This window comes from Streptomyces sp. NPDC104761 (assembly GCF_055583445.1).
Window position 1 is genome coordinate 247,569 of record NZ_JBVJNZ010000001.1, and the last position, 25,617, is coordinate 273,185.

19 protein-coding genes are annotated in these 25,617 nt (G+C 72.9%); 10 read left to right on the forward strand and 9 right to left on the reverse strand.

Annotated features, from left to right (window positions below; genetic code table 11):
* Nucleotides 1-3 precede the first annotated feature (3 nt).
* Nucleotides 4-1,080, reverse strand: coding sequence for a mechanosensitive ion channel family protein (locus tag ACZ63F_RS01165; protein ID WP_469707540.1), 1,077 nt, complete (start codon nucleotides 1,078-1,080; stop codon nucleotides 4-6).
* A gap of 284 nt (nucleotides 1,081-1,364) precedes the next feature.
* On the opposite strand from ACZ63F_RS01165, the gene ACZ63F_RS01170 reads away from it, so the two are divergent.
* The 4 genes from ACZ63F_RS01170 to ACZ63F_RS01185 are packed head-to-tail and all read left to right on the forward strand — an operon-like array spanning nucleotide 1,365 to nucleotide 5,224.
* Complete coding sequence (locus ACZ63F_RS01170) at nucleotides 1,365-2,816, forward strand: FGGY family carbohydrate kinase (RefSeq protein WP_469707542.1); 1,452 nt, start codon at nucleotides 1,365-1,367, stop codon at nucleotides 2,814-2,816.
* Complete coding sequence (locus ACZ63F_RS01175) at nucleotides 2,813-4,195, forward strand: FAD-dependent oxidoreductase (RefSeq protein WP_469707544.1); 1,383 nt, start codon at nucleotides 2,813-2,815, stop codon at nucleotides 4,193-4,195. Before ACZ63F_RS01170 ends, ACZ63F_RS01175 begins: the two co-directional genes overlap by 4 nt.
* Entirely contained in the window at nucleotides 4,192-4,569 is a 378-nt protein-coding gene (locus tag ACZ63F_RS01180; RefSeq protein ID WP_469707546.1) for an FAD-binding protein, read from the forward strand. Before ACZ63F_RS01175 ends, ACZ63F_RS01180 begins: the two co-directional genes overlap by 4 nt.
* 58 nt (nucleotides 4,570-4,627) lie before the next feature.
* A complete protein-coding gene (locus ACZ63F_RS01185; protein ID WP_469707548.1) occupies nucleotides 4,628-5,224 on the forward strand; it encodes an FAD-dependent oxidoreductase in 597 nt (198 codons plus the stop codon).
* Here the strand turns inward: ACZ63F_RS01185 and ACZ63F_RS01190 are convergent.
* Both ACZ63F_RS01190 and ACZ63F_RS01195 read right to left on the reverse strand, forming a co-directional pair.
* Nucleotides 5,211-5,975, reverse strand: a complete 765-nt coding sequence (locus ACZ63F_RS01190; RefSeq protein WP_469707550.1) for a crotonase/enoyl-CoA hydratase family protein — start codon at nucleotides 5,973-5,975, stop codon at nucleotides 5,211-5,213. The two genes, ACZ63F_RS01185 and ACZ63F_RS01190, sit on opposite strands and share 14 nt — an antisense overlap.
* A gap of 22 nt (nucleotides 5,976-5,997) precedes the next feature.
* Nucleotides 5,998-6,981: a lysylphosphatidylglycerol synthase transmembrane domain-containing protein gene (locus ACZ63F_RS01195; RefSeq protein WP_469707552.1), complete on the reverse strand. Its 984-nt coding sequence runs from the start codon at nucleotides 6,979-6,981 to the stop codon at nucleotides 5,998-6,000.
* A gap of 159 nt (nucleotides 6,982-7,140) precedes the next feature.
* Here ACZ63F_RS01195 and ACZ63F_RS01200 point away from each other — a divergent pair, with 159 nt between their 5' ends.
* From ACZ63F_RS01200 to ACZ63F_RS01225, 6 genes are all read left to right on the forward strand, one after another.
* Entirely contained in the window at nucleotides 7,141-9,012 is a 1,872-nt protein-coding gene (locus ACZ63F_RS01200; RefSeq protein ID WP_469707554.1) for an ABC transporter ATP-binding protein, read from the forward strand.
* 194 nt (nucleotides 9,013-9,206) lie between these two features.
* Nucleotides 9,207-10,571: a lectin gene (locus ACZ63F_RS01205; RefSeq protein WP_469707556.1), complete on the forward strand. Its 1,365-nt coding sequence runs from the start codon at nucleotides 9,207-9,209 to the stop codon at nucleotides 10,569-10,571.
* 32 nt (nucleotides 10,572-10,603) lie between these two features.
* The gene (locus ACZ63F_RS01210; protein ID WP_469707558.1) at nucleotides 10,604-12,790 is read left to right on the forward strand and encodes an RICIN domain-containing protein; all 2,187 of its coding nucleotides are present in this window, start codon (nucleotides 10,604-10,606) and stop codon (nucleotides 12,788-12,790) included.
* 146 nt (nucleotides 12,791-12,936) lie between these two features.
* Complete coding sequence (locus ACZ63F_RS01215; protein ID WP_469707559.1) at nucleotides 12,937-13,467, forward strand: (2Fe-2S)-binding protein; 531 nt, start codon at nucleotides 12,937-12,939, stop codon at nucleotides 13,465-13,467.
* A complete protein-coding gene (locus tag ACZ63F_RS01220) occupies nucleotides 13,464-14,459 on the forward strand; it encodes an FAD binding domain-containing protein (RefSeq protein WP_469707561.1) in 996 nt (331 codons plus the stop codon). The genes ACZ63F_RS01215 and ACZ63F_RS01220 overlap by 4 nt, the downstream gene beginning before the upstream one ends.
* 32 nt (nucleotides 14,460-14,491) lie before the next feature.
* On the forward strand, nucleotides 14,492-16,579 hold the full coding sequence (locus tag ACZ63F_RS01225) for a xanthine dehydrogenase family protein molybdopterin-binding subunit (RefSeq protein ID WP_469707562.1): 2,088 nt from the start codon (nucleotides 14,492-14,494) through the stop codon (nucleotides 16,577-16,579).
* On the opposite strand, the gene ACZ63F_RS01230 is transcribed toward ACZ63F_RS01225, so the two are convergent.
* From ACZ63F_RS01230 to ACZ63F_RS01255, 6 genes are all read right to left on the reverse strand, one after another.
* Nucleotides 16,557-18,194 carry an MFS transporter gene (locus tag ACZ63F_RS01230; protein WP_469709274.1) on the reverse strand — a complete coding sequence of 546 codons (1,638 nt, stop codon included), beginning with the start codon at nucleotides 18,192-18,194 and terminating at the stop codon, nucleotides 16,557-16,559. The genes ACZ63F_RS01225 and ACZ63F_RS01230 overlap by 23 nt on opposite strands.
* A 116-nt stretch (nucleotides 18,195-18,310) precedes the next feature.
* Entirely contained in the window at nucleotides 18,311-18,775 is a 465-nt protein-coding gene (locus ACZ63F_RS01235; protein WP_469707564.1) for a MarR family winged helix-turn-helix transcriptional regulator, read from the reverse strand.
* 61 nt (nucleotides 18,776-18,836) lie between these two features.
* Entirely contained in the window at nucleotides 18,837-19,010 is a 174-nt protein-coding gene (locus tag ACZ63F_RS01240; protein WP_469707566.1) for a hypothetical protein, read from the reverse strand.
* Nucleotides 19,011-19,035: 25 nt separating this feature from the next.
* Nucleotides 19,036-19,392 (reverse strand): PRC-barrel domain-containing protein, encoded by a 357-nt coding sequence (locus ACZ63F_RS01245; RefSeq protein WP_469707567.1) that lies wholly within the window; start codon nucleotides 19,390-19,392, stop codon nucleotides 19,036-19,038.
* 43 nt (nucleotides 19,393-19,435) lie between these two features.
* Nucleotides 19,436-21,946 carry a SpoIIE family protein phosphatase gene (locus ACZ63F_RS01250; RefSeq protein ID WP_469707569.1) on the reverse strand — a complete coding sequence of 837 codons (2,511 nt, stop codon included), beginning with the start codon at nucleotides 21,944-21,946 and terminating at the stop codon, nucleotides 19,436-19,438.
* Between the two features lie 77 nt (nucleotides 21,947-22,023).
* A partial coding sequence (locus ACZ63F_RS01255; protein WP_469707571.1) for a HAMP domain-containing protein occupies nucleotides 22,024-25,617 on the reverse strand: 3,594 nt, incomplete at its 5' end.

A 25,617-nucleotide genomic window follows, 5' to 3' on the forward strand; every position in this document is an offset into this window, starting at 1 on the left:
CGGCTACTCGGCCGGCGCATCCTCCCGGGTGCGCTGGTGCGGGATCACCACCGCCCCCTGCTGGAGGGCCACCGTGCGGGCCGGTGCCGGAATGCGGATGCCCTCCTCGCGGTAGCGTCGGTGCAGGCGTTTGATGAACTCGTGCTTGATGCGGAACTGGTCGCTGAACTCGCCGACGCCCAGGATCACCGTGAAGCCGATCCGTGAGTCGCCGAACGTGTGGAAGCGGATGGCGGGTTCGTGGTCCGGGACCGCGCCGGTGGTCTCGGTCATGGTCTCGGCGATGACCTCGTGCGTGACCCGCTCGACGTGGTCCAGGTCGCTGTCGTAGGCCACACCCACCTGCACCAGGATCGTCAACTGCTGCTCGGGACGCGTGTAGTTGGTCATGTTGGTCTTGGCCAGCTGGCCGTTGGGGACGACCACCAGGTTGTTGGAGAGCTGACGGACGGTCGTCTGGCGCCAGTTGATGTCCACGACATAGCCCTCCTCGCCGCTGCTCAGCTGGATGTAGTCACCCGGCTGGACGGTCTTGGAGGCGAGGATGTGGATGCCCGCGAAGAGGTTGGCGAGCGTGTCCTGGAGAGCGAGCGCGACCGCAAGACCGCCCACGCCCAGGGCCGTGAGCAGGGGCGCTATGGAGATGCCCAGCGTCTGGAGCATCACCAGGAAACCGATCGCCAGGACCAGCACCCGGGTGATGTTCACGAAGATCGTGGCCGAACCGGCGACCCCGGAGCGGGACTGGGTGACCGACTGCACGAGCCCGGCGACCACCCGCGCCGCCGACACCGTCACCGCGAAGATGAGCAGCACCTGGAGGCACTGGTTCGTGTGGTGCTGGACCGTCCTGGTCAGCGGCAGCACCGCCGCCGCGGCCGCCGCCCCGCCCGCGAGCGCCGCCCACGGGACCACCGTGCGCAGCGCGTCCACGACGACGTCGTCACCGCTCCAGCGGGTCCGCTTCGCGTGCCTGGCCAGCCAGCGCAGCAGCCCGCGTGACAGAAAGGCCGCCAACAGGCCCGCCGCGAGGGCGATTCCGGCCAGAACCAGGTCATCGACGGTGAGCGCTCGGTTCACCGGTTACCTCCCTTTCGGTTGTGCAGCCGCTCATCCTGCCGTATCCGCACGAAGGTCCGGACCGGCGCCCGCCCGCACGGAGACCACGCGGAGCCTGTCAACTTGCCGTCGGTGTACGGGCTGCGGCAACGGCTTCCACGACCTGCCGGCGCACCGGACCGGTGACGGAGCAGGATCAGGAGGTGGTCCGCACCCGGCACGCGACCGGCCACGCCACCGCGCTCGGTTGACGCGGCCTGCCGCCCGGCGGCAGGCTGTCGCGCAGTGATCGTCTGGGAGGTCCGATGACAGGTCCGGTGCTCGCGGTCGACCAGGGCACGTCCGGCACCAAGGCCCTGGTGATCTGTCCCGAACGGGGCGTCATCGGCACCGGATTCGTCGCCGTACGGACCCGGCACCTGCCGGGCGGCCGGGTGGAGGCCGACCCCGTGGAGCTGTACGAGTCGGTGCTCGTGGCCGGCCGCCGGGCGCTCGCCGAGGCCGGCGAACCGGTGACCGCGCTGGGCCTGGCCAACCAGGGCGAGACCGTCCTCGCCTGGGACCCCGGCACCGGGCGGCCGCTCACCGACGCCATCGTCTGGCAGGACCGCCGGGCCGAACCGGTCTGCGCCGGACTCGCCGAGCACGCCGAGGAGTTACGCACCCTCACCGGCCTGCCGCTCGACCCCTACTTCGCCGCGCCCAAGATGGCCTGGATCCGCCGGCACCTCACCACCGAGGGAGTCGTCACCACCACGGACGCCTGGCTTGTCCACCGGCTCACCGGCGCCTACGTCACCGACGCCGCCACCGCGAGCCGCACCCACCTCCTCGACCTGGACCAGGTGCGGTGGTCCTCCCGCGCCCTCGACCTCTACGGGCTGTCCGCCGAGCACCTCCCCGAGATCGTCGACAACGCCCAGTTCGTGGGTACGACGAAGGAGTTCGGGGACAGGATCCCGCTCACCGGCCTCGCCGTGGACCAGCAGGCCGCTCTCCTCGCCCAGCGGATCACCGGCCCCGGCGGCGCCAAGTGCACCTACGGCACCGGGGCCTTCCTGCTCGCGCACACCGGCGACACGCCCCGGCACAGCAGCTCCGGACTGGTCGGCTGCGTCGCCTGGCGCCTCGCCGGAGAGACCGCCTACTGCCTGGACGGCCAGGTGTACACCGCCGCCTCCGCGGTGCGCTGGCTCACCGACCTCGGCGTGATCTCGGGCCCCGCCGACCTGGACCGGGTGGGCGGCGCCGTCCCCGACGCCGGCGGGGTCACCTTCGTCCCCGCGCTGGCCGGGCTCGCCGCCCCCTGGTGGCGTGGCGAACTGCGCGGCTCCCTCACCGGGCTCGGCCTCGACACCGGCCCCGGGCAGCTGGTGCGGGCCCTGTGCGAGGGCCTCGCCGCCCAGGTGACGGAGCTCGCCGAAGCCGCCGAGGGCGACCTCGGCACCCCGCTGACCGCCCTGCGTGTCGACGGCGGCCTGACCCGCTCGGCCGTGCTCATGCAGACCCAGGCCGATTTGCTGCAACGCCCCGTCGAGGTGTCCACGCTGCCCGACGCCACCGCCCTCGGCGTGGGCGCGCTGGCCCACCTCGGCAGCGACCCCGTCGACTTCCTGCCCGACGGCAGCCCCTCGGCCGTCTACGAGCCGCGCATCGGCGCCGCCGAGGCGGCGGAGCGCCTCGGGGTCTTCCGCGCCGCCGTCGCCGCCCTGCTGGACGGGCCGGTGGCCGGAGCGGGCTCGGGAGCGCCCCGGTGACGGTCACCGCCGCCGGACCCCTGCCGGCCGTGCCGTACGACGTGACGGTCGTCGGCGCCGGGGTCGTGGGCTGCGCGATCGCCCGCGAACTCGCCCGCCACCCGCATCTCAAGGTCGCCCTGGCCGAGGCCCAGGACGACGTCGGGCAGGGCACCTCGAAGGCCAACACGGCCATCCTGCACACCGGTTTCGACGCGCACCCCGGCACCCTGGAGTCCCGCCTGGTCCGCGAGGGCGGCCGCCTCCTCGCCGCGTACGCCGCCGAGTCCGGCATCCCGGTCGAGCCGGTCGGCGCGCTGCTCGTCGCCTGGGACCGCGAGCAACTGGCCGCCCTGCCGGACCTCGCGCGCAAGGCCGTACGCAACGACTGCCACGACACCGCCCGGTTGGCCGCCGCCGAGCTGTACGCCCGCGAACCCCACCTCGGCCCCGGCGCCCTCGGCGCGCTGCACGTGCCCGGTGAGAGCATCGTCTGCCCGTGGAGCACCACCCTGGCGTACGCCACCCAGGCGGTCCGCGGCGGCGTCGACCTCCACCTCAACACCCGTGTGACGGGCGCGGACCGGCACCACGGCGTGCACACCCTCACCACCTCGCGCGGCCCCCTGCACACCCGTCACCTGGTCAACGCGGCCGGCCTGCACGCGGACACCCTCGACCGTCTGCTCGGCCGGCGCACCTTCACCGTCACCCCGCGCCGGGGCCAGCTCATCGTCTACGACAGGCTCGCCCGCGGCCTCGTCCGGCACATCCTGCTGCCGGTCCCCACCGCCCTCGGCAAGGGCGTCCTGGTGACCCCCACTGTCTACGGCAACGTCCTGCTCGGCCCCACCGCCGAGGACCTGGACGACAAGGCCGCCACCGAGTCGACCGCGCAGGGCCTCGCCGCACTGCGCGACAAGGGCCGCCGGATCCTGCCCGCGCTCCTGGACGAGGAGGTCACTGCCGTCTACGCCGGTCTGCGCGCCGCCACCGAGCACGACGACTACCGCGTCTTTGCCCACCCCGACCAGGCGTACGTCACCGTCGGCGGCATCCGCTCCACGGGCCTCACCGCCTCGCTCGCCATCGCCTCCCATGTCACCGGACTGCTCAGGGACTCGGGCCTCGCCCTGGCGGACCCCGTCGACCTGGAACCGGTGCGCATGCCGAATCTCGGTGCGGCCTTCCCCCGCCCCTGGCAGGAGGGCGGTCACGTCCTCGTCTGCCACTGCGAGCACGTCACCCTCGGCGAGATCCGGGACGCCCTCGCCGGGACCGTCCCGCCGCGCAGCCTGGCGGGCCTGCGCCGCCGTACCCGGGCCGGGGCGGGCCGCTGCCAGGGCTTCCACTGCGGGGCGACGGTACGGCAGCTGTTCGAGCGGGCGGGACGGCCGTGAGGGCCGAACGGCACGTCGACGTCCTGGTCGTCGGCGCCGGTCCAGCCGGTCTCGCGGCCGCCGCCCGGCTCGCCGCCGCCGGAGCCGGCCGGGTGGAGGTCCTGGAGCGGGAACAGGAGGCCGGGGGAGTGCCCCGCTACTGCGCCCATGGCGGTTTCGGCACCTGGACCCGGCCGCTGACCGGCCCGGCGTACGCAGGCCTGCTCGTGGAGGCGGCCGCGCGGGCCGGAGCGGTGGTCCGTACCGGGGTGACCGTGCTGGACTGGGCCGGTACTCCCAGCGCCCCGAAGGGCGCTGGGAGTACCCCCGGCCGAAGGCTGGGGGAGGAACCGCGCGACCAGCCACGGCGATGCCGCGGTAGACACAGGAGGTGACCGCTCGGTTCTCGCCACGATCGGCGAGCGCGGCCCGGAGACGGTCACCGCACGGGCCGTGCTCCTCGCCACCGGCGCCTACGAACGACCGCGCGCGGCACGGCTGGTCCCGGGCACCCGGCCCGCGGGGGTGTACACGGGGGGCGAGCTGCTGCAGGCCGTGCACCGCTACCGGCAGCCGATCGGCGAGCGGGCGGTGGTGGTCGGGGCCGAGGACGTGTCGTACGTCGCCGCCGGGACCGTGCGGGCGGCGGGCGCCGAGGTCGTCGCGATGGTCACCGAGCGGCCGCGCGCCGGATCCGTCCGGGCCCTGGACGCCCGGCTCCGCTCCCGCGTGCCGCTCCTCACCGGCACGGCGGTCACCGAGATCCTCGGGCACGGGCGGCTGTCCGGCGTGCGGATCCGGCACCGCGACGGGCGTACCGGCGTCCTGGCCTGCGACACCGTCGTCTTCACCGGGGACTTCGCCGCCGAGGACGAACTGGCCCGCCGGGGCCGGATCGCCCTGAGCGGCGGGCCCGCCCCGTACACCGGCCGGCCGGGGGTCTTCGCCGTCGGCGGCCTGCGGCGGCCGGGGCTGGACGTGCGGGCGGCGGCCCGGCAGGGCGCCGGGGCGGCCGGGGCGGTGCTGGAGTGGCTGGTCAGTCGCCCGTGAAGGAGCCGTGCCGGCCCGCCCCCGCCGCGAACCGCGCCGCGCCTTCCAGGCCCTCCGCCAGCACGCCCATGCCGTACCGGATTTCGGCGTCCATCGCCGCCGGCCCGGGCAGCCCCTCCTGGTCCAGCAGCGACGCGCGGTCGCTGCGCAGGCACGCCTGGGGGAAGGCCGCGATCGAGGCGGCCAGTTCCTCGGCCGCCGCCCGGGAGCGGCCGGTGGGGACGAGCCGGTTGGCCAGGCCCATGTCGTAGGCCTCCGGGGCCGGGACCGGGCGGCCCGTGAGGATCAGGTCCATCGCCCGGCTGGTGCCGATCAGCCGGGGCAGCCGCACCGTGCCGCCGTCGATCAGCGGCACGCCCCAGCGGCGGCAGAAGACGCCGAACACCGCGTCCTCCTCGGCGACCCGCAGATCGCACCACAGGGCCAATTCCAGGCCCCCGGCCACGGCGTGCCCGGCGATCGCCGCGATCACGGGCTTGGAGAGGCGCAGCCGGGTCGGGCCCATCGGGCCGTCGCCGTCCGTCGCCACCCGGTTGCCGTGCCCGGCGCCCATCGCCTTGAGGTCGGCGCCCGCGCAGAACGTGCCGCCCTCACCCCACAGCACCGCCACGCGCGCGTCGTCGTCCGCCTCGAACTCCCGGAAGGCGTCGGCCAGTGCGGCCGCCGTCGGCCCGTCGACCGCGTTGCGCACCCCGGGGCGGGAGAGGACGACGGTGGTGACGGGACCCTTGCGTTCCAGACGGACCGGCATGCGTTTCCTCCGCGGCGAGCTCTCAGATGACCTTCAGTCGCACCAGCGCTCCCAGTGTCAGTGCTCCCGGCAGCAACGGCACCCACACGGTGATGATCCGGTACGCGAGGACGACGGCCGTGGCCACCGCCACCGGTCCGCCGGCCGCCACCAGCGCCACGATCAGCGCCGCCTCCACCGAACCCAGGCCGCCCGGCGTGGGGATGAGGGCGACGGCGACCGTGGCCGCCAGGTACGCCAGTGCCATGTGCGCGGGCGGCACGTCGAGGCCCAGGGCCCGCCCCACCGCCACCAGACCGGCCGCCTGCAGCGCGGGGAAGGCCAGCGAGCCGCCCCACAGCGCCAGCGCCCGCGACGGCCGCGTGTGCACCGAGCGGGCCTCGCCCAGGGCGCTGCGCACGAAGCGGAACACCGGTTCGCGCACCCGCCGGACGAGGAGCAGTCCGGCCAGCGCCACGGCGACCAGGGCGCCGGCAACGGCCAGGACCGGTCCGACGTCCCCGTCGGGCAGCAGGCCGTCGAGCCGCAGGGCGTCCGGGAAGGCGACGAAGAACACGGCCATCAGGCCCACGCGCGCGATCGACTCGGCGAGCAGATAGAGGGCGAGCGCGGCGGAGGAGGTGGCGAGCGGCACCCCGCACACGGTCATGAACCGCAGGTTGACCGCGCCCGAGCCCAGACCCGTGGGCAGCAGGTGGTTGGCCGAGCCGGCCGCGAGCTGGGTGGCCAGCAGCCGCCAGCGGGGCAGCGGCTGGATCACCGCGCCCTGCCGGGTGAAGGCGGCGGCCACCCAGGTCAGGCAGGTGGCACCGCCGGCCGCGAGCAGCCAGGGCCAGGAGGCGTCGCGCAGGTGGCCGAAGCCGTCGACGAGGACCGGCCAGTGCTGCACCGCGATGACCGCGACCAGCACGAGCGGAACGAGCGTGAGGACGTGCCGCCAGGGAACACGACGGGCGAGCCGGGGGAGACGGCTCTCACGGAAGCCGGGGATTCTTTCCGCTGTCACACCGGGAGAGGTTTTCCGCGCCGCCCCAACTGCGGGTGGCGGAAGAGGAGACACCGGATGACGGCCGCGAAGCGGGTGGGGGCTCATCGGGTCCTTCGTACGGGGGGACGGCGCGCGGACATTGACCTCAACGATGCTTGAGGTCCTACGTTCTCCTCCATGAGTATGGAGACCACCGCCTGGACGCAGCTGCACAGCGTCATGACCGCCCAGCAGGAGCGGCGCCCGTTCGACCGGGCGACGCTGCGCCGTATCGCCGCCTTCGCCCGCCCGCACCGGGCCGGGATAGTCCGCTTCGTCCTCCTCGGGGTGGTCACCGCCCTGCTCGCGGTCGCCACCCCGGTGCTTGCCGGGCATGTCGTCGACGCGATCGTGTCGGGTCACGACACCGGCACGGTCGTACGCCTGTCGCTGCTGATCGCGCTGGTCGCGGTCGCGGAGGCGGCGCTCGGGGTGCTCGGGCGGCGGCTCTCGGCGGCGCTCGGGGAGGGCCTCATCCTCGACCTGCGCACGGCTGTGTTCGATCATGTGCAGCGGATGCCCGTCGCGTTCTTCACGCGTACCCGTACGGGAGCGCTGGTCAGTCGTCTCAACAACGACGTGATCGGCGCCCAGCGGGCCTTCGCCAACACCCTCTCCGGCGTCGTCAGCAACCTGGTCACGCTGCTGCTCACGCTCGTGGTGATGCTCACCCTGTCCTGGCAGATCACCCTGCTCGCGCTGGTGCTGCTGCCGCTGTTCGTCGTGCCCGCACGCCGGATGGGCGGCCGGATGGCGCGGATGCAGCGGGAGGCCGCCGCGCTCAACGCGGCCATGGGCACCCGGATGACCGAGCGGTTCTCCGCGCCCGGTGCCACCCTGATCAAGCTCTTCGGCCGCCCCGAGGAGGAGTCGGCGGAGTTCGCCGCGCGCGCGGCCCGGGTCCGGGACATCGGCGTGCGCACCGCCACCGCCCAGTCGGTGTTCATGACCGCCCTGACCCTGGTCTCCGCCCTCGCCCTCGCTCTGGTCTACGGCCTCGGCGGCTGGTTCGCGCTGCGCGGCACCCTGGAGCCGGGCGCGGTGGTCTCCCTCGCCCTGCTGCTGACCCGCCTCTACGCCCCGCTGACCTCGCTCGCCGGGGCCCGCGTCGAGGTGATGAGCGCGCTGGTCAGCTTCGAGCGGGTCTTCGAAGTGCTCGACCTGAAGCCCCTGATCGAGGAGAGACCGGACGCCCGCGAGGTCCCCGAGGGCCCGGTCGCCGTCGAGTTCGAGGACGTCCGCTTCGCCTACCCGGCCGCCGACCAGGTCTCCCTCGCCTCCCTCGAGGAGGTCGCGGTCCTCGACTCGCGCGGCGGCAGCGAGGTCCTGCACGGCATCTCCTTCCGTGCCGAACCCGGCCAGACGATCGCCCTCGTCGGCTCCTCCGGCGCCGGCAAGTCCACCATCGCCCAGCTGCTGCCGCGCCTGTACGACGTCGACGAGGGCACCGTCCGCATCGGCGGCACGGACGTCCGCGACCTGACCGCCGCCTCGCTGCGCGCCACCCTCGGCATGGTCACCCAGGACGGCCACCTCTTCCACGACTCCGTGCGCGCCAACCTGCTGCTCGCACGACCCGCCGCCGCCGACGAGGAGTTGTGGGACGCCCTGGACCGCGCCCGGCTCGGCGAGGTGGTCCGGTCGCTGCCCGACGGCCTGGACACGGTGGTCGGCGAACGCGGCTACCGGCTCTCCGGCGGCGAACGGCAGCGGATGACCATCGCCCGGCTGCTGCTGGCCCGCCAGCGCGTGGTCATCCTCGACGAGGCCACCGCCCACCTCGACAACACCTCGGAGGCGGCCGTCCAGGAGGCACTGGCCGAGGCGCTGGAGGGGCGTACCGCGGTCGTCATCGCGCACCGGCTGTCGACGATCCGGGCCGCCGACCAGATCCTGGTGGTCGAAGCGGGAGAGATCGTGGAGCGCGGCACCCACGAGGAACTGCTGCTGGCGGACGGCCGGTACGCCGAACTGCACCGCACCCAGTTCGCGGAGGTGACCGCGCCCTGACGTAGCGTTCACCGCGGCGTCACATTTTCCTGTGAGTGGTGCGGGGGAGCGCTCCCCCACTTGACGGCGGTGGTCCGGACCTTTAGCTTCACGCCTTAAACAAAGCCTCACGGATGTGCCCAACGCCCAGTGTACCCACGCGCGTTGGGCCCACCCCGTGCTGCCACCCCCCGCGTGAAAGGCCAACCCCCGCAATGGCCAGACCTCTGCCCGCGGCTGTCGCCCTCGCCGCCCTGTCGCTCTCCGCAGGCCTGCTCGCCGCATCCCCCGCGCAGGCCGCCACCGGCACCATCACCGGCCTCGCCGGCAAGTGCCTCGACGTCGCCGGAGCCAACTCCGCCGACGGCACCGCCGTACAGCTCTACGACTGCAACGGGACCTCGGCCCAGCAGTGGACCCGCGGCAGCGACGGCACCCTCCGGGCCCTCGGCAAGTGTCTCGACGTGACCGGCAACTCGACCGCCGACGGCGCCAAGCTGCAACTGTGGACCTGTACTGGCGGCGCGAACCAGCAGTGGACCGTGTCGTCCGCCAACGACATCGTCAACCCGCAGGCGAACAAGTGCATGGACGTCACCGACAACAACTCCGCCAACGGCACCCGGATACAGATCTGGACCTGCGCGGGCACCGCCAACCAGAAGTGGACGGCCCCCGCGGCCGACGGCGGCGGCACCACCCCCTCCTCGCCGATGGCCGTGGCGCCCTACCTCTACAACGGCTGGGGCGACCCGCCGAGCCCGACCACCATCACCAACGCGACCGGCGTGAAGTACTACACGCTCGCGTTCGTCCTCAGCAACGGCTACTGCAACCCGCAGTGGGACGGCAGCCGGGCGCTGACCGGCGGCGTCGACCAGAGCACCATCAACACCGTTCGCGCCAACGGCGGTGACGTCATCCCGTCCTTCGGCGGCTACAGCGGCAACAAGCTGGAGAGCTCCTGCTCCAGCGCGAGCGAGCTGGCGGCGGCCTACCAGAAGGTCATCAACGCCTACGGCGGTCTCAAGGCCATCGACATCGACCTCGAAGCCGACGCCTACAGCAACGGGACCGTGCAGCAGCGGGTCGTGGACGCGCTGAAGACGGTGAAGGCCAACAACTCCGGCCTGAAGGTGTACATCACCATCGGCACCGGCCAGAGCGGCCCGGACACCAGCCTGATCAACCGGGCCGCGTCCTCCGGGCTGACCGTCGACGCCTGGGCCATCATGCCGTTCGACTTCGGCGGCGCCGGCCAGAACATGGGCAACCTCACCACCCAGGCGGCCGAGGGGCTCAAGAACGCGCTGAAGAACGCGTACGGCTACAGCGACGACACCGCCTACCGGGACATGGGCATCTCGTCCATGAACGGCATCACCGACAACAACGAGACGGTGACGGTAGCCGACTTCCGCACCATCCTCGCCTACGCCCAGCAGCACCACCTGGCCCGGCTCACCTTCTGGTCCGCCAACCGCGACCGGCCCTGCACCGGCGGCTCCGCCGACAGCTGCTCCGGCGTGAGCCAGTCCAACTGGGACTACACGCGCGTCTTCGCCGGATACACCGGCTGACCCCCTCCGCAAGCCGCCTCCAAGGAGAACCAGTGCCTTCCCTTCCCCGGGGCCGCAGAGCAACGGCCGCCGCAGCGGTGGCCGTTGTCGCCGCCTCCCTGCTCACCGCGGCGGGCGCCGCCACGCCCGCGTCCGCCGCCACGCTGCCCAGCGGCAACACCACCCTGCTCAACGCGGCCAGCGGCAAGTGCGTGGACGCCAAGGCCGCCGCCACCGCCGACGGCACCGTCGTCCAGCAGTACACCTGCAACAACACCACCGCCCAGCAGTGGAGTCTCACCGCCACCAGCGACGGCTACGTCCGCATCAACAACGCCAACAACACCAACGAGGTCCTGGACGTCACAGGCGTCTCCACGGCCGACAACGCGCCCGTCCAGATGTGGACCTACGGCGGCGGCAACAACCAGCAGTGGCTGCCCGTCGACGACGGCGGCGGCGCCTACCACTTCGTCAACCGCAACAGCGGCAAGTGCCTCGACGACCCGAGCGCCTCGACCGCGGACAGCGTGCAGTTCGTCCAGTACACCTGCAACGGCACCCAGGCCCAGCGGTTCCAGGTCGTCCCGGTGACCCAGTCGAGCAACCCGGACCTCGGCTCCAACGTGGTCATCTTCGACCCGTCGATGTCCGCGTCGACCATCCAGAGCAAGCTGGACTCGATCTTCTCGCAGCAGGAGACCAACCAGTTCGGCTCCCAGCGCTACGCCGTGATGTTCAAGCCCGGCGCCTACAGCGCGGACGTCAACGTCGGCTTCTACACCCAGGTCCTCGGCCTCGGCCTGTCGCCCGACGCGGTCTCGATCAACGGCGCGGTGCACGCGGAGGCCGACTGGTTCCAGGGCAACGCCACCCAGAACTTCTGGCGCGGCGCCGAGAACCTCTCCGTCAACCCGACCGGCGGCAGCGACCGCTGGGCGGTCTCGCAGGCGTCCGCCTACCGGCGGGTGCACCTGCGTGGCAACCTCGCCCTGGACGACGGCGGCTGGTCGAGCGGCGGCCTGATCGCCGACAGCCAGATCAACGGTCAGGTCAACTCCGGTACCCAGCAGCAGTGGCTGACCCGCAACTCGCAGCTCGGCAGCTGGACCGGCTCCAACTGGAACATGGTCTTCGTCGGCAGCACGGGCGTGCCGTCCACCACCTTCCCCAGCCCGCCGGACACCACGGTCGCGCAGAGCCCGACCACGCGTGAGAAGCCGTTCCTGTACGTCGACGGCTCCGGCAACTACCAGGTGTTCGTCCCGTCCACCCGCACCAACTCCTCCGGCACCAGCTGGACCTCGGGCTCGGCGGCCGGTACGTCGCTCTCGCTCGACAGCTTCTACGTCGTGAAGCCGGGCGCCACCGCGTCCCAGATCAACGCGGCCCTGACGGCGGGCAAGAACCTCCTGGTCACCCCGGGTGTCTACCACCTCGACCAGACCCTGCAGATCAACCGCGCCGACACCGTCGTCCTCGGCCTCGGCCTCGCCACCTTCGTCCCGGACAACGGCATCACCGCCATGAAGGTCGCCGACGTCGACGGCGTCAACATCTCGGGCCTGCTCTTCGACGCCGGCACCACCAACTCCTCCACCCTGGTGGAGGTCGGACCGAGCGGCTCCTCGGCCTCGCACGCGTCCGACCCGACCTCGCTGCACGACGTGTACTTCCGCATCGGCGGCGCGGGCGTCGGCAAGGCCACCACGAGCCTCGTCGTCAACAGCGACAACGTCATCGGCGACCACATGTGGATCTGGCGCGCCGACCACGGCAGCGGAGTCGGCTGGACCAGCAACACCGCCGACACCGGACTCGTCGTCAACGGCGACAACGTGACCATGTACGGCCTGTTCGTCGAGCACTTCCAGAAGTACCAGACCATCTGGAACGGCAACGGCGGCAAGACGTACTTCTACCAGAACGAGATGCCCTACGACCCGCCGAACCAGTCGTCCTGGATGAACGGCTCGACCCGGGGCTACGCGGCCTACAAGGTCGCCGACTCGGTCACCAGCCACCAGGCGTACGGCCTCGGCAGCTACTGCTACTTCAGCACCAACTCCAGCGTCGTCGCCGACCACGCGATCGAGGCGCCGACCAACTCGAACGTCAAGTTCACCAGCATGGTCACGGTCTCCCTCGGCGGTACCGGCACCATCACCCACGTCATCAACAACAGCGGAGGCCCGTCGAACTCGTCGACCAACGTCGCGAACCTGACCTCGTACCCGTGACCGTCGGTACCTGAGTCGGACGGTGGGTGACCCGGTGTGTCCGCCGGGTCACCCGCGGTCTTTCCCGCGGACGGCGCGTGTGGAACGGCGTGACCTGGATACCCGGACCAAACGGCAGCACGGCCCGTCCGGAAGTCAGGCACGCCATGGGCAGTGAGATCCAGCGCTCCGAAACCACCCTCCGGGTCAACGGCAAACCGCACACCCTGCTCCTCGACCACCGGCGCGTCCTCCTGGACGTGCTCCGCGAGGACCTCGGCCTGACCGGCGCCAAGAAGGGCTGCGACCACGGCCAGTGCGGTGCCTGCACCGTGCTGGCCCACGGCCGCCGGGTGAACAGCTGCCTGCTGCTCGCCGTCGCCCTCGACGGCAGCGAGATCACCACGATCGAGGGCCTGCCCGCCGACGGCGAGGGCCCCCACCCGCTGCAACGTGCCTTCCTCGACCGGGACGCCTTCCAGTGCGGCTACTGCACACCCGGCCAGATCTGCTCCGCCGTCGGCATGCTCGCCGAGGCCGCCGCCGGACACCCGTCGCACGTCACCGACCCCGCCGCGCCCTCCGGCCGGCCCGTCCCGCTCGACCGGCCCGAGATCCGCGAGCGGCTCAGCGGCAACCTGTGCCGGTGCGGGGCCTATCCCCGCATCGTCGAGGCGGTCGAGGACGTGATCCCGTGAGGTCCTTCGACTACGTCCGCGTCCGCACCCCCGAGGAGGCCGTCGAGGCCTTCGCCGCCCGCCCCGGCGCCCACTACCTGGCCGGCGGCACCAACCTCGTCGACCTCATGAAGCTCGGCGTCGAACGGCCCACCGCGCTGATCGACGTCAGCCGCCTCCCGCTGGACCGGGTGGAACAGCTGCCGGACGGCGCCCTGCGCATCGGCGCCACCGTCCGCAACAGCGACCTCGCCGCCCACCCGCTCGTCCGCGACCGCTACCCGGTGCTGTCCCAGGCCCTGCTCGCCGGCGCCTCCGGCCAGCTGCGCAACGTCGCGACGACCGGCGGCAACCTGCTCCAGCGCACCCGCTGCGGCTACTTCCAGGACCCCGGCAAGCCCTGCAACAAACGCGATCCGGGCAGCGGCTGCGGCGCACTCGACGGCGTCCACCGCGACCACGCGGTCCTCGGACACTCCCCGCACTGCATCGCCACCAACCCCTCCGACATGGCCGTGGCCCTCGCCGCCCTCGACGCCCGCGTCGAGCTCTACGGCCCCGAGGGCGCCCGCACCCTGGACCTGACCGACTTCCACCGGCTGCCCGAGGACCACCCCGAGCAGGACACCGAGCTCCGCCCCGGCGAGCTGATCACCGGGGTGCTGCTGCCCGCGGCCACGGCCGGCGCGCCCTCCGCCTACCGCAAGGCCCGCGACCGGGCGTCGTACGCCTTCGCCCTCGCCTCCGTCGCCGTCGTCCTGCGCGTCGCGGGCGAGCTGGTCACCCAGGTGGGCCTGGCCTTCGGCGGCCTCGCCCACCGCCCCTGGCGGGCCCGGGTCGCGGAGGCGGCCCTGCTGGGCGAGGCGGCCACCCCGGCGGTCTTCGCCAGCGCCGTCGACCTGGAACTCGCCGCCGCCCGCCCGCTGCCGGACAACGCCTACAAGGTGCCCCTCGCCCGCAACCTCGCCCTCGACGTCCTGGCCCGGCTCGCCCCGGCGGCCGTCCCGCTCTGACCACGCGTCCCGTTCCGAACCCGGAGGTCCCCATGGCCCGCACCGCCGCCCTCGGCAGCCCGGCCGAGCGCCGGGAAGGGCTCGCGAAGGTCACCGGCGCCGCCCGCTACGCCGCCGAGTACCCGCTGCCCGGCCGCGCGCACGCCCGCGCCGTGCCCGCCACCGTGGCCCGCGGCCGGATCACCGGCATCGACACCGGCCCGGCCCGCGCCGTCCCCGGCGTCCTCACCGTCCTCACCCACGAGAACGCCCCGCACCTCGCCGAACCCGAGGACGCCACCCTCGCCCTGCTCCAGAGCCCCGACGTACCGCACCGGGGCTGGTGCGTCGCCCTGGTCGTCGCCGAGACCCCGGAAGCGGCCCGCGCCGGAGCCGCCGCCGTACGGATCACCTACGACACCGTCGGCCACGACGTCGTCCTCACCCCCGGCCACCCGGGCGCCCGCGAACCAGAAGAGGCCAACGGCGGCCAGCCCGCCCGCCGCCGGCGCGGCGATCCGGAGTCCGCCTTCGCCGCGGCCCCCGTCCGTGTGGACGTCACCTACCGCACCCCGCCGCTGCACAACCACCCGATGGAGCCCCACGCGAGCACCGCGTACTGGGACCGCGGCCGGCTCACGGTCTACACCTCCAGCCAGGGCACGAGCGACGTCCGCAGCGTGCTCGCCGGGCTGTTCGCCCTGCCCGTCGACCGGATCACGGTGCGCGCCGAGCACGTCGGCGGCGGCTTCGGCTCCAAGGGCTCCCCGCGCCCCGACGTGGTCCTCGCCGCCATGGCCGCCCGGCACACCGGCCGGCCGGTCACCCTGGCCTACCCGCGCCGCCACCTGCCCACGGTCGTCGGCCACCGCGCCCCCACCCTCAACCGGATACGGCTGGGCGCGACCTCGGACGGCCGGCTCACCGCCCTCCTGCACGACGTGACCACCCACACCTCGCCCGTCCGGTCCTTCGTGGAGCTGGCTGGCACGACCTCCGGCGTCATGTACGCCACCCCGAACCTGTCCTACGTGCACCACGTCGTCCCGCTGGACGTGCCCAGCCCCTCCTGGATGCGCGCACCCGGCGAGGCCACCGGCATGTACGCCCTGGAGTCGGCGATGGACGAACTGGCCGACGCACTCGGCGCGGACCCCGTCGAGCTGCGGATCCGCAACGAACCCGACCGTGAACCGGCCGGCGGCCTGCCCTTCAGCAGCAGGCACCTGGTCGAGTGCCTGCGCGAGGGCGCCCGCCGGTTCGGCTGGAGCCGCCGGGTGCGCCGCGCCGAGGGCCCGCTGCTGATCGGCACCGGCGTGGCCGCCGCCACCTACCCGGTGCTGGCCTTCCCGTGCACGGCGACCGCCGAGGCGTGCCCGGACGGCCTCTACCGGATCCGCGTGAACGCCGCCGACATCGGCACCGGCGCCCGAACCGTCCTCGCCCAGATCGCCGCCGACGCGCTCGGCGTCCCCCTGGACCGGGTCCGTACCGAGATCGGCGACAGCGACCTGCCCCCGGCACCGGTGGCGGGCGGCTCCTCCGGGACCGCCTCCTGGGGCTGGGCGGTGTACGAGGCCTGCGCCCGGCTGCTGACCCGGCTCGCCGACCACACCGGTCCGCTGCCCGAGCGGGGGATCGGGGTGCGCGCCGACACCAGCGGGCGCGCCGACGCCGACAGCTCCTACGCCCGCCACGCGTTCGGCGCCCACTTCGCCGAGGTCGCCGTCGACACCGTCACCGGCGAGGTCCGGGTGCGCCGGCTGCTCGGCGTCTACGCGGCCGGGCACATCCTCAACTCCCGTACCGCGCGCTCCCAGTTCGTCGGCGCCATGACGATGGGCCTGGGCATGGCCCTGACCGAGGGCAGCACGGTGGACGCGACCCACGGCGACTTCGCGGAGGCCGACCTGGCCGCCTACCACATCCCCGCGCACGCCGACGTCCCCGACATCGAGGCGCACTGGATCGACGAGGACGACCCGCACCTCAACCCCGTGGGCGGCAAGGGCATCGGCGAGCTCGGCATGGTGGGCACCCCCGCCGCCGTCGGCAACGCCGTGCACCACGCCACGGGCATCCGCTTCCGCACCCTGCCGCTGACCCCGGACCGGATCCTCACCGCTCTGAACGCACGGTGACCTTCGTGACCGGGGCCTGCTGACCTTCGGGGGGCCGGTGGCCGCCGCGCAGGGCGGAGGCGACCGCCGAGACCAGGGCCATGCCGGCGGCCACGCCGAAGACGATGGCCAGGCCGTGGTGGAAGGGGCCCGAGACCAGCTGCGGGAAGAAGGTGTGGCCGGTCAGGACGGACCGCTGGGCCTTGGTGACGTGGTCCAGGACGCCCTCCGAGGCGAGCAGGTGCTCGATGGGGTTGTTGCCGAGGAACGTCGCGAACAGCGTGCTCACCGGCGGCAGCGACGCGGCGTGCGCGGCGGAGGCGGCCGGCACACCGTGCGCCATGAGGCCGCTCTTCAGCGTCGACGGGAGCGAGGAGGCGAGCCCGGACACCATCAGCGAGAAGAAGACCCCGATGGACAGCGCCGTACCGGAGTTCTGGAACGTGGACCGCATGCCCGAGGCGACGCCCCGGTACTCGGCCGGCACACTGCCCATGATCGACGAGGTGTTGGGCGCCGAGAACATGCCCTGGCCGAGGCCGTTGAGCAGCAGCAGCGCCGCGAACAGCCCGTAGCCGAAGTCGACGGGCAGGGCGAGCAGCCCCAGGAAGGACGCGGTGACGACGACCAGACCCGCGGTGGAGAAGAACCGCGCGCCGAACCGGTCCGACAGGTATCCGGACACCGGCCCCGCGATCAGGAACCCCAGCGTCAGCGGGAGCATGAAGATGCCGGCCCACAACGGGGTGTCCTCGAAGTCGTAGCCGTGCAGCGGCAGCCAGATGCCCTGCAGCCAGATGATGAGCATGAACTGCAGGCCGCCGCGCGCGATCGAGGTCAGCAGGGCGGCCACGTTGCCCGCCGCGAACGCCCGGTTCCTGAAGAGCGCCAGGTTGAACATGGGCTCGGCGACCCGCGTCTCGATGACGCAGAAGGCCAGCAGCAGGGCGACGCCGCCGATCAGGCCGGTCAGCACCCACGGGTTGCCCCAGCCGGTGGCGCTGCCGCCGTAGGGCTGGATCCCGTAGGTGATCCCGGCCAGCAGGATGCCGGCGCCGGCCGCGAAGGTGAGGTTGCCGAGCCAGTCGATCCGGCCGGGGCGGCCCGCCGAGGTCTCGCGCAGGCTCAGGTACGACCAGATCGTCCCGGTGATGCTGACCGGGACGCTCACCCAGAACACCGCTCGCCAGTCGACGACGGCGAGCAGCCCGCCCGCCAGCAGACCGAGGAACTGCCCGGCCAGCGCGGTGATCTGGTTGATGCCGAGGGCCATGCCGCGCTGCCGGGCCGGGAAGGCGTCGGTGAGGATGGCGGCCGAGTTGGCGGTGAGCATGGACCCGCCGAAGGCCTGCACGATCCGCCACAGGATCAGCCACAGGGCGCCCGCCCCCGCGCGGAACGGATCGAGCGACAGCGCGACCGAGGCGCACGCGAAGATCAGGAAGCCCAGGTTGTAGATCTTCACCCGGCCGAACATGTCGCCGAGCCGCCCGAGCACGACCACCAGCACGGCGGAGACCAGCAGGTAGCCGAGGATCATCCAGAGCAGGTAGCCGATGTTGCCCGGCGCCAGCGGGTCGAGCCCGATCCCGCGGAAGATCGCCGGCAGCGAGATGATCACGATCGACGCGTCCATCGTGGCGATCAGCACGCCGAGCGTGGTGTTCGACAGTGCCACCCACTTGTAGCCGGGCCCGGCGGGGGTGTCCTTGTGGCGGGCCGAGCGCAGGGTGGCGGTCCATCCGCGCCCGTTCACAGCCGTTCCGCCAGCCGGTCGAGGAGCGGCAGGGCCGCCCCGAGCGCCGCGCGCTCCTGCGCGGAGAAGGTGTCGAGAACGGCCGCGAGCCGCTGGACCGACTCGGAGCGCCGCTCGGCCAGCACCGCCCGCCCCTCGTCGGTGGCGGCCACGATGCTCCGCCGCCCGTCCGCGGCGTCGGGGGTACGACGGACCAGGCCGCGCTGTTCGAGCTGGGCGAGGGTGCTCGCCATGGCCTGCGGCCGCACCCGCTCCGTCTCGGCGAGGGCGCTCGGGGAGGCCGGGCCCTCGCCCGCGAGCCGCGCAAGGACGGACACGCCCGACAGGGACACGTCTCCCACGGCGTGGGCCTGCCGCAGCCGCCGCGTCACCCGCCCCACCGCGAGCCGGAGGTCGGAAGCGAGCCGGGTGGCGTCGCTCAGGTCGCGTATACCGCCGTCGGCGGCTGTGTCTGCCTTCACATGTACTAACACTAGGTTGAGCAGTTCGAACTGCTCAACCTGCTGTTAGTAAATATGACGGTCAGCGGGCCAGGTGGTGGCGCCTGCCGCCGCGCCGCAGGCGGAACGCGGCGTAGCCGAGGTCGGCGAGGAGCACGACGGCACCGATGACCAGCAGGTAGAACAACCCGTGGACGGCGAATCCGATGATGCCGAGGACGACGGCCACGAGGATCAGGAGCAGGAACAGACTCATCGGCTCTCCCGGACGGGCTCGGTGGTCAGCGGCGGGCCAGGCGGCGCTCGCCGCCCGCACCCGGGACGTAGTCGAGTTCGTAGTGCGCGAACACCGCGGGCTCCCCGGCGGCCGGCAGCTCGCCGTCGGTGTCGATCGACGGGGCCTTCTTGACCATGTCCTTGCGGTACGCGACCTTCAGGTAGGCCGGGCCGACGGTCGCCTCGGCGACCGGGACGAACACCAGGCGACGGCGGGTGGGCAGCCCGACCGTCACGGTCACGAAGCGGGGCTTGTCGGTCGTGGTGTCCACGTAGACCGACTCCAGGACGCCGATCTTGTGCCCGGCGACGTCGACGACGTCGTGACCGCGCCACTCTCGGATGTCGGTTGCTTCGAACATCGGGCACCTCCACGGAGCGGGTACCCGGTGCGGACCCCGGCAGTCATGGAGACACGCGGATGCCCACCACACACGTGTCGTCGTCGGTGTCGGAGCGGCTGTGCGTCAGCAGCCGGTCCACCTGCTGGTCCAGGGCCTGGGGCACCGTGCGGGCGGCCTTCAGCAGCTGCGCGAGGGACTCCTCCACGGACCGGTCACGGCGTTCGATCAGGCCGTCGGTGTACATCAGCAGGGTGTCGTCGACCGCGAGCTGCACCTCGTGCTCCTGGTAGTCGGCCTCCGGCACGGCACCCAGCAGCAGGCCCCGCACGAGGGGCAGCGGCTCCGCCTCGCCCCCGCGCACCAGGACGGGCGGCAGATGCCCGGCCCGGGCCCAGCGCAGGGTCTGGCGGTCGGGGTCGTAGAGGCCGCACACCGCGGTGGCGGTGACCGATCCGGTGAGATGGTGGGTCACCATGTTGAGCCAGGACAGCAGCTGCCCCGGTCCGGCTCCGGTCACGGCGAGCCCGCGCAGCGCGTTGCGCAGGACCACCATGCTGGTGGCCGCGTCGATGCCGTGTCCGGCGACGTCCCCCACGCACAGCAGCACCCTGCGGGACGGCAGCACGACCGCGTCGTACCAGTCGCCGCCGACCAGGTGCTGGGTCTCGGCCGGCCGGTAGCGCACGGCGAGGTCCAGTCCGGGAACCGCCAGCGGGGTCTGCGCGGGCGGCATGATGGCGTGCTGCAGCTGGAGGGTGAGCCGGTTGCGCTCGCTGGCCTGCTGCTCGGTGTGGGCGAGCTGGTCCCGGGTGGCGGCGAGGGCGACCTCGGTCCAGTGCTGGGCGGAGATGTCCTGGTAGGCGCCGCGTACGACGTACAGCTGGCCGTCGGAGTCGAGGACCGGCTCGGCCACCACCCGGATGTGCCGGGTGACCCCGTCCGGCCGCTGCAGGCGGAACGCGGTGGTCGCCGCCCGGCGGTGGTGCAGCAGGGTGCGCAGGAACCGTCCGATGGCCACGGCGTCGTCCGGATGGGCGTGTGCGGGCAGGTCCTCCAGTGCCACCGGGGCATCGGTGACGGGTCTGCCGTAGAGCTCGTACAGCTGCCCGTTCCAGGTGATCTCGGCGGTGAGCAGGTTCTCCTCGAAGCCGCCGATGCGGCCCAGCCGCTGGGCGTGCTGGAGCAGGTTGGCGAGCCGGGCCGTCTCGTCCTCGATGCGCCAGACGAGCAGCACGCAGTTCCCGTGGCGGCTGATGTTGATGTCGGCGACCGCCGCGAGCGGGACCTGGTCGACCAGGGCGGTCAGCCGCATGCGGTGGGCACGGTAGGGCTCGCCCGTGGCGTGGACGCGCTCTATCCGTTCGAAGAGCTCGCTGTGACCGGCGGCCACCGGGTACGTCTCCAGCAGCAGCGCCCCGTTGACGACTCCCCGGGGCCGGCCGGCCGGGTCCAGGAAGCGGCTGTTCACGTGGTGGATGCGGAAGTCGGCGAGTTCCCCGTCGACGTCCAGCACCGGGACGAGCACCAGGGCGGGGTCGTGGAGCCCGTCGGCCAGGTCCATCAGCTCCGTCACGTCGGGCAGCACGCGCGGGCCGTCGGCGCCGTCCGGGTGAGGCCGGGCGTAGCTCTCCAGGGTGTGCGCGCACAGCTCGGCCAGTGCCTCGATCTGGCGGACGACGGGCGGGGGAGGGGGGGCCAGCGGGGTGGGCCAGGCGATCTCCAGGACACCGTGGATCCGTCCGGCGGTCCCGGCCGGTACGGCGACCCGGCCGCCCTGAGGATGCTGGTGCTGGCCGATGGACGGCATCCCCGTCTCGGCCAGGCTGCGGATCCAGTGACCCGCGCGCTCCGCCAGCCCGCGCCGGGCCACGGTCGTCACCCCGGGCGGCACGTGCCGCCACCGCCCCGCCTCGGCGGCGGGGAACCCCGCGGAGCCCGCGAGGGCGAGCGAGCCGTCGGTGCCCAGGGCCCAGATGGCCACCGCCTCGGCCCCGAGCGGGGTCAGGGCGTGCTCCAGCAGGGAGTCGGCGACGGCCTGGGTGTCGTGGGCGGCCAGCGCGCCGCTCTCGGCGGCGCGCAGCCGTACGGCCGAGGAGCGGCCGTCCGCCGGCTCCGCGGGCCGCGCGTCGGCCGCGGCCGTGGTGGCCGCGAGGAAGGTCGCGGTCACCTCCGAAAGCCGGTCGCGGGCCGCCTGGTTGATGACGTCGACCGCGAACTCCAGGGGCGTGACCCCCGCCTGACCGGCCAGCTCGGCCAGCTGCCGCGCGGCCTGCGCCGGGCCGCAGCGCAGTCGTTCGACCAGGATGCCCTTGGCCATTTCGATGAGGGCACGCCCGTCGGCCTCCGCCTGCGCCGCCCGCACCTCGCGGCGCAGCCGCTCCACGGTCGCGGTGAGCCTGCCGACGGGCGACGGGCCGCCGGGCTCGGCGGTGCCGGCAGCGACAGCGGCGTCGGCCTCGCCAGCGGCGTCGGCCGGCCCGGTGTCCGCCGGGATGGTCTGCGCCGGTGCGGGCCGGGTGTCCGCCGGCAGGTGCGGGCCCTGCGGATCGGGCGGTTTGCGGAGGTCGCTCACGGTCAGTCTGTTCCTCGGCTGGGACGCCGCGCGGCGTCACGCGGTGGGCTGGTGGACGGTGCGGCCGTACCGCGTGCTCACCCGGGCCCGGACAGCCAGCGCCGGACTCGGCCGATGAGTTCCCCCGTGTCGACGGGTTTGGTGACGTAGTCGTTGGCCCCGGAGGCGAGGCTCTTCTCCTGGTCGCCCGGCATCGCCTTCGCGGTCACGGCGATGATGGGCAGCTCCGCGTACTGGGGCATGGCGCGGATCTCCGCGGTGGCGGCGTAGCCGTCCATCTCCGGCATCATCACGTCCATCAGGACCAGGCAGACGTCGGGGTGCGCGAGCAGCATCTCGATGCCCTTGCGGCCGTTGTCGGCGTGCAGGACCTGGAAGCCGTGCAGTTCCAGCACCCCGCTCAGGGCGAAGAGGTTGCGGGCGTCGTCGTCGACCACCAGGACCGTCCGGCCCCGGAAGGCGTCGTCGATGACCTGCGCGGCCGGCGGGTGCGAGTCCTCGGCGCGCACGAGCGACAGCACGTCGCCCGGCTGTTCGGCCGACAGGTGCAGGGTGATGCGCTCGCGCAGCTCGTCCAGGCTGGCCAGGAAGTCCAGCGGCCGGCCGCCGGCCAGGGCCCGCAGTCCCTGTTCCTGGGCCAGGTCCACCCGGTGCCCGGTGTGCACCAGGACCGGCACGCCGGCCAGCGCCGAGTCACCGCGCAGGGCCTCGAGGAAGCCCGCACCCTCCTGGCCGGGCATGCCGAGCTCCAGCACCACACAGTGGCAGGCCTGCGCCGCCAGGGTGCTCGCCGCCTCCTGCGCCCCGACCGCGGTGATGATGTCGATGTCCCCGTGCGGGTCGTCCGGGCGCTGCGCGATGTCCGCCACGGCCCGCTCTGCGACCAGCGTGAGCAGCCCGCGCGGCCGTTCCTCGATCACGAGCAGCCGGCGCCTGCGCGGCTCGGCGGCCGCCGCGGGAGCGGTCAGCGCACGCGGCACCGGCGACTCCTCGACGCCGGTCTCGTCGCGCTGCTGCTCCAGCGGCCTGCCGCCGGTCTCCAGGAGATCCTCGAAGTCGGCACGGGCGACGGGCAGATAGAGCGTGAAGGTGCTGCCCTGCCCCGGCGTGCTGTCGACCGTGACGGCACCGCCGAGCAGGTGCGCGATCTCCCGGGTGATGGAAAGGCCCAGGCCGGTGCCGCCGTACTTGCGGCTGGTGGTGCCGTCGGCCTGCTGGAACGCGCCGAAGATCGTCTCCAGTTGCTGCTGGGGGATGCCGATGCCGGTGTCGACGACCCGGAAGGCCACCACCGGCCCGCCGCGGTGCACCCCGGGCGGCACCTCCGCGTCGGCGGCCGGTTCGATCCGCAGCCGCACCCCGCCCTCCTCGGTGAACTTCACCGCGTTGGACAGCAGGTTGCGCAGGATCTGGCGCAGCCGGGAGTCGTCGGTGAGCAGGTCGGCAGGGGTTCCCGGGGCGGTGGCCACCGCGAAGTCCAGGCTCTTCTGGGAGGTCATCGGCCGGAACGTCGCCTCGACGTACTCCAGCAGCTGGCGCAGCGGGACCCGCTCGGGAGCGACGTCCATCTTGCCGGCCTCCACCTTGGACAGGTCGAGGATGTCGTTGATCAGCTGCAGCAGGTCCGAGCCCGCCGAGTGGATGATGCCCGCGTACTCGACCTGCTTGGGCGTGAGGTTGCGCGACGGGTTCTGGGCCAGCAACTGGGCGAGGATCAGCAGGCTGTTGAGCGGGGTGCGCAGCTCGTGGCTCATGTTGGCCAGGAACTCCGACTTGTACTTCGAGGCCAGCGCCAGCTGCTGCGCCCGGGTCTCCAGCTCCTGCCTGGCCTGCTCGATCTGCAGGTTCTTCGCCTCGATGTCGCGGTTCTGGTCGACCAGCAGGGACGCCTTCTCCTCCAGCTCCGCGTTGGAGCGCTGCAGTTCCTCCTGCTGCACCTGCAACTCCTCCGACCGCGACTGCAGTTCGGCGGTCAGGCGCTGGGACTCCTCCAGCAGCTCGTCGGTGCGGGCGTTGGCCACGATGGTGTTGAGGTTGACGCCGATGGTCGGCATCAGCTGCGCCAGGAAGTCCTGGTGGATCTGCGTGAAGCGGGTCAGCGAGGCCAGTTCGATGACGCCCAGGACCTGCTCCTCCACCACGATGGGCAGCACCACCAGGGCGCGGGGCAGCGCCTGCCCGAGGCCGGAGGAGATGGTGACGTAGCCCTCCGGAAGCTCCTCCACGGTGACGGGGCGCCGGTTGCGCGCCGCCTGCCCGACCAGGGAGCGGCCGACCGGGATCCTGGTGGGCCGGTCCGCGTCGTCCGGAGCCCCGTACGAGCCGACGAGGCGCAGCTCGGGCCCGCGCACGGTGTCCTCCGCCAGGTAGAACGCGCCGTACTGGGCCGACACCAGCGGGGTCAGCTCGTCCATGATCAGCTCGGCCACGACGGGCAGCTCGCGGTGGCCCTGCATCAGGCCGGAGATACGCGCGAGATTGGTCTTGAGCCAGTCCTGCTCCTGGTTGGCCCGGGTGGTCTCGCGCAGGGACCCCACCATGGCGTTGATGTTGTCCTTGAGTTCGGCGACCTCGCCGGAGGCCTCCACGGTGATCGAGCGGGTCAGGTCGCCCTCGGCGACGGCGCTGGCGACCTCCGCGATCGCGCGGACCTGCCGGGTGAGGTTCCCGGCCAGCTCGTTGACGTTCTCCGTCAGCCGCTTCCAGGTGCCCTCGACGCCCTCCACCTCGGCCTGGCCGCCGAGCCGTCCCTCGCTGCCGACCTCGCGGGCGACGCGGGTGACCTCGGCGGCGAACGAGGACAGCTGGTCGACCATCGTGTTGATGGTGGTCTTCAGCTCCAGGATCTCGCCGCGGGCGTCCACGTCGATCTTCTTCGACAGGTCGCCGCCCGCCACCGCGGTCGTCACCAGGGCGATGTTGCGCACCTGCCCGGTGAGGTTGTTGGCCATCGAGTTGACGTTGTCCGTCAGGTCCTTCCAGGTGCCGGCCACGTTCGGCACGTGCGCCTGGCCGCCGAGCCGGCCCTCGGTGCCGACCTCGCGCGCCACCCGGGTGACCTCGTCGGCGAACGCCGACAGCGTGTCGACCATGGTGTTGATGACGTCGGCCAGCGCGGCGACCTCGCCCTTGGCCTCCACGGTGATCTTCTGCGAGAGGTCGCCGCGCGCCACCGCAGTGGCGACCTGGGCGATGGAGCGGACCTGCCCGGTCAGGTTGGACGCCATCACGTTGACGTTGTCCGTGAGGTCCTTCCAGGTCCCCGACACGCCCCGTGCGATCGCCTGCCCGCCGAGGTTGCCCTCGGTGCCGACCTCGCGGGCGACGCGGGTGACCTCGTCGGCGAAGGCGGAGAGCTGGTCGACCATGGTGTTGATGGTGTTCTTGAGTTCGAGGATCTCGCCGCGGGCGTCGACGGTGATCTTCTGGGAGAGGTCGCCCTGTGCCACCGCGGTGGCCACCTGGGCGACGTTGCGGACCTGAGCGGTGAGGTTGCCCGCCATGAAGTTCACGGAGTCCGTCAGGTCGCGCCAGGTGCCCTTGACGCCCTTCACGTCGGCCTGCCCGCCCAGGCGCCCCTCGGTGCCGACCTCGCGGGCGACGCGGGTGACCTCGTCGGCGAAGGCGGAGAGCTGGTCGACCATGGTGTTGATGGTGTTCTTGAGTTCGAG

Bases quoted from the DNA above. Each gene is read 5' to 3' on its own strand.
- ACZ63F_RS01170 (WP_469707542.1), top strand. From the start codon at position 1,365: ATGACAGGTCCGGTGCTCGCGGTCGACCAGGGCACGTCCGGCACCAAG.
- ACZ63F_RS01200 (WP_469707554.1), top strand. From the start codon at position 7,141: ATGAGTATGGAGACCACCGCCTGGACGCAGCTGCACAGCGTCATGACC.
- ACZ63F_RS01215 (WP_469707559.1), top strand. From the start codon at position 12,937: ATGGGCAGTGAGATCCAGCGCTCCGAAACCACCCTCCGGGTCAACGGC.
- ACZ63F_RS01245 (WP_469707567.1), bottom strand. From the start codon at position 19,392: ATGTTCGAAGCAACCGACATCCGAGAGTGGCGCGGTCACGACGTCGTC.
- ACZ63F_RS01190 (WP_469707550.1), bottom strand. From the start codon at position 5,975: ATGCCGGTCCGTCTGGAACGCAAGGGTCCCGTCACCACCGTCGTCCTC.
- ACZ63F_RS01225 (WP_469707562.1), top strand. From the start codon at position 14,492: ATGGCCCGCACCGCCGCCCTCGGCAGCCCGGCCGAGCGCCGGGAAGGG.
- ACZ63F_RS01230 (WP_469709274.1), bottom strand. From the start codon at position 18,194: ATGGACGCGTCGATCGTGATCATCTCGCTGCCGGCGATCTTCCGCGGG.
- ACZ63F_RS01240 (WP_469707566.1), bottom strand. From the start codon at position 19,010: ATGAGTCTGTTCCTGCTCCTGATCCTCGTGGCCGTCGTCCTCGGCATC.
- ACZ63F_RS01205 (WP_469707556.1), top strand. From the start codon at position 9,207: ATGGCCAGACCTCTGCCCGCGGCTGTCGCCCTCGCCGCCCTGTCGCTC.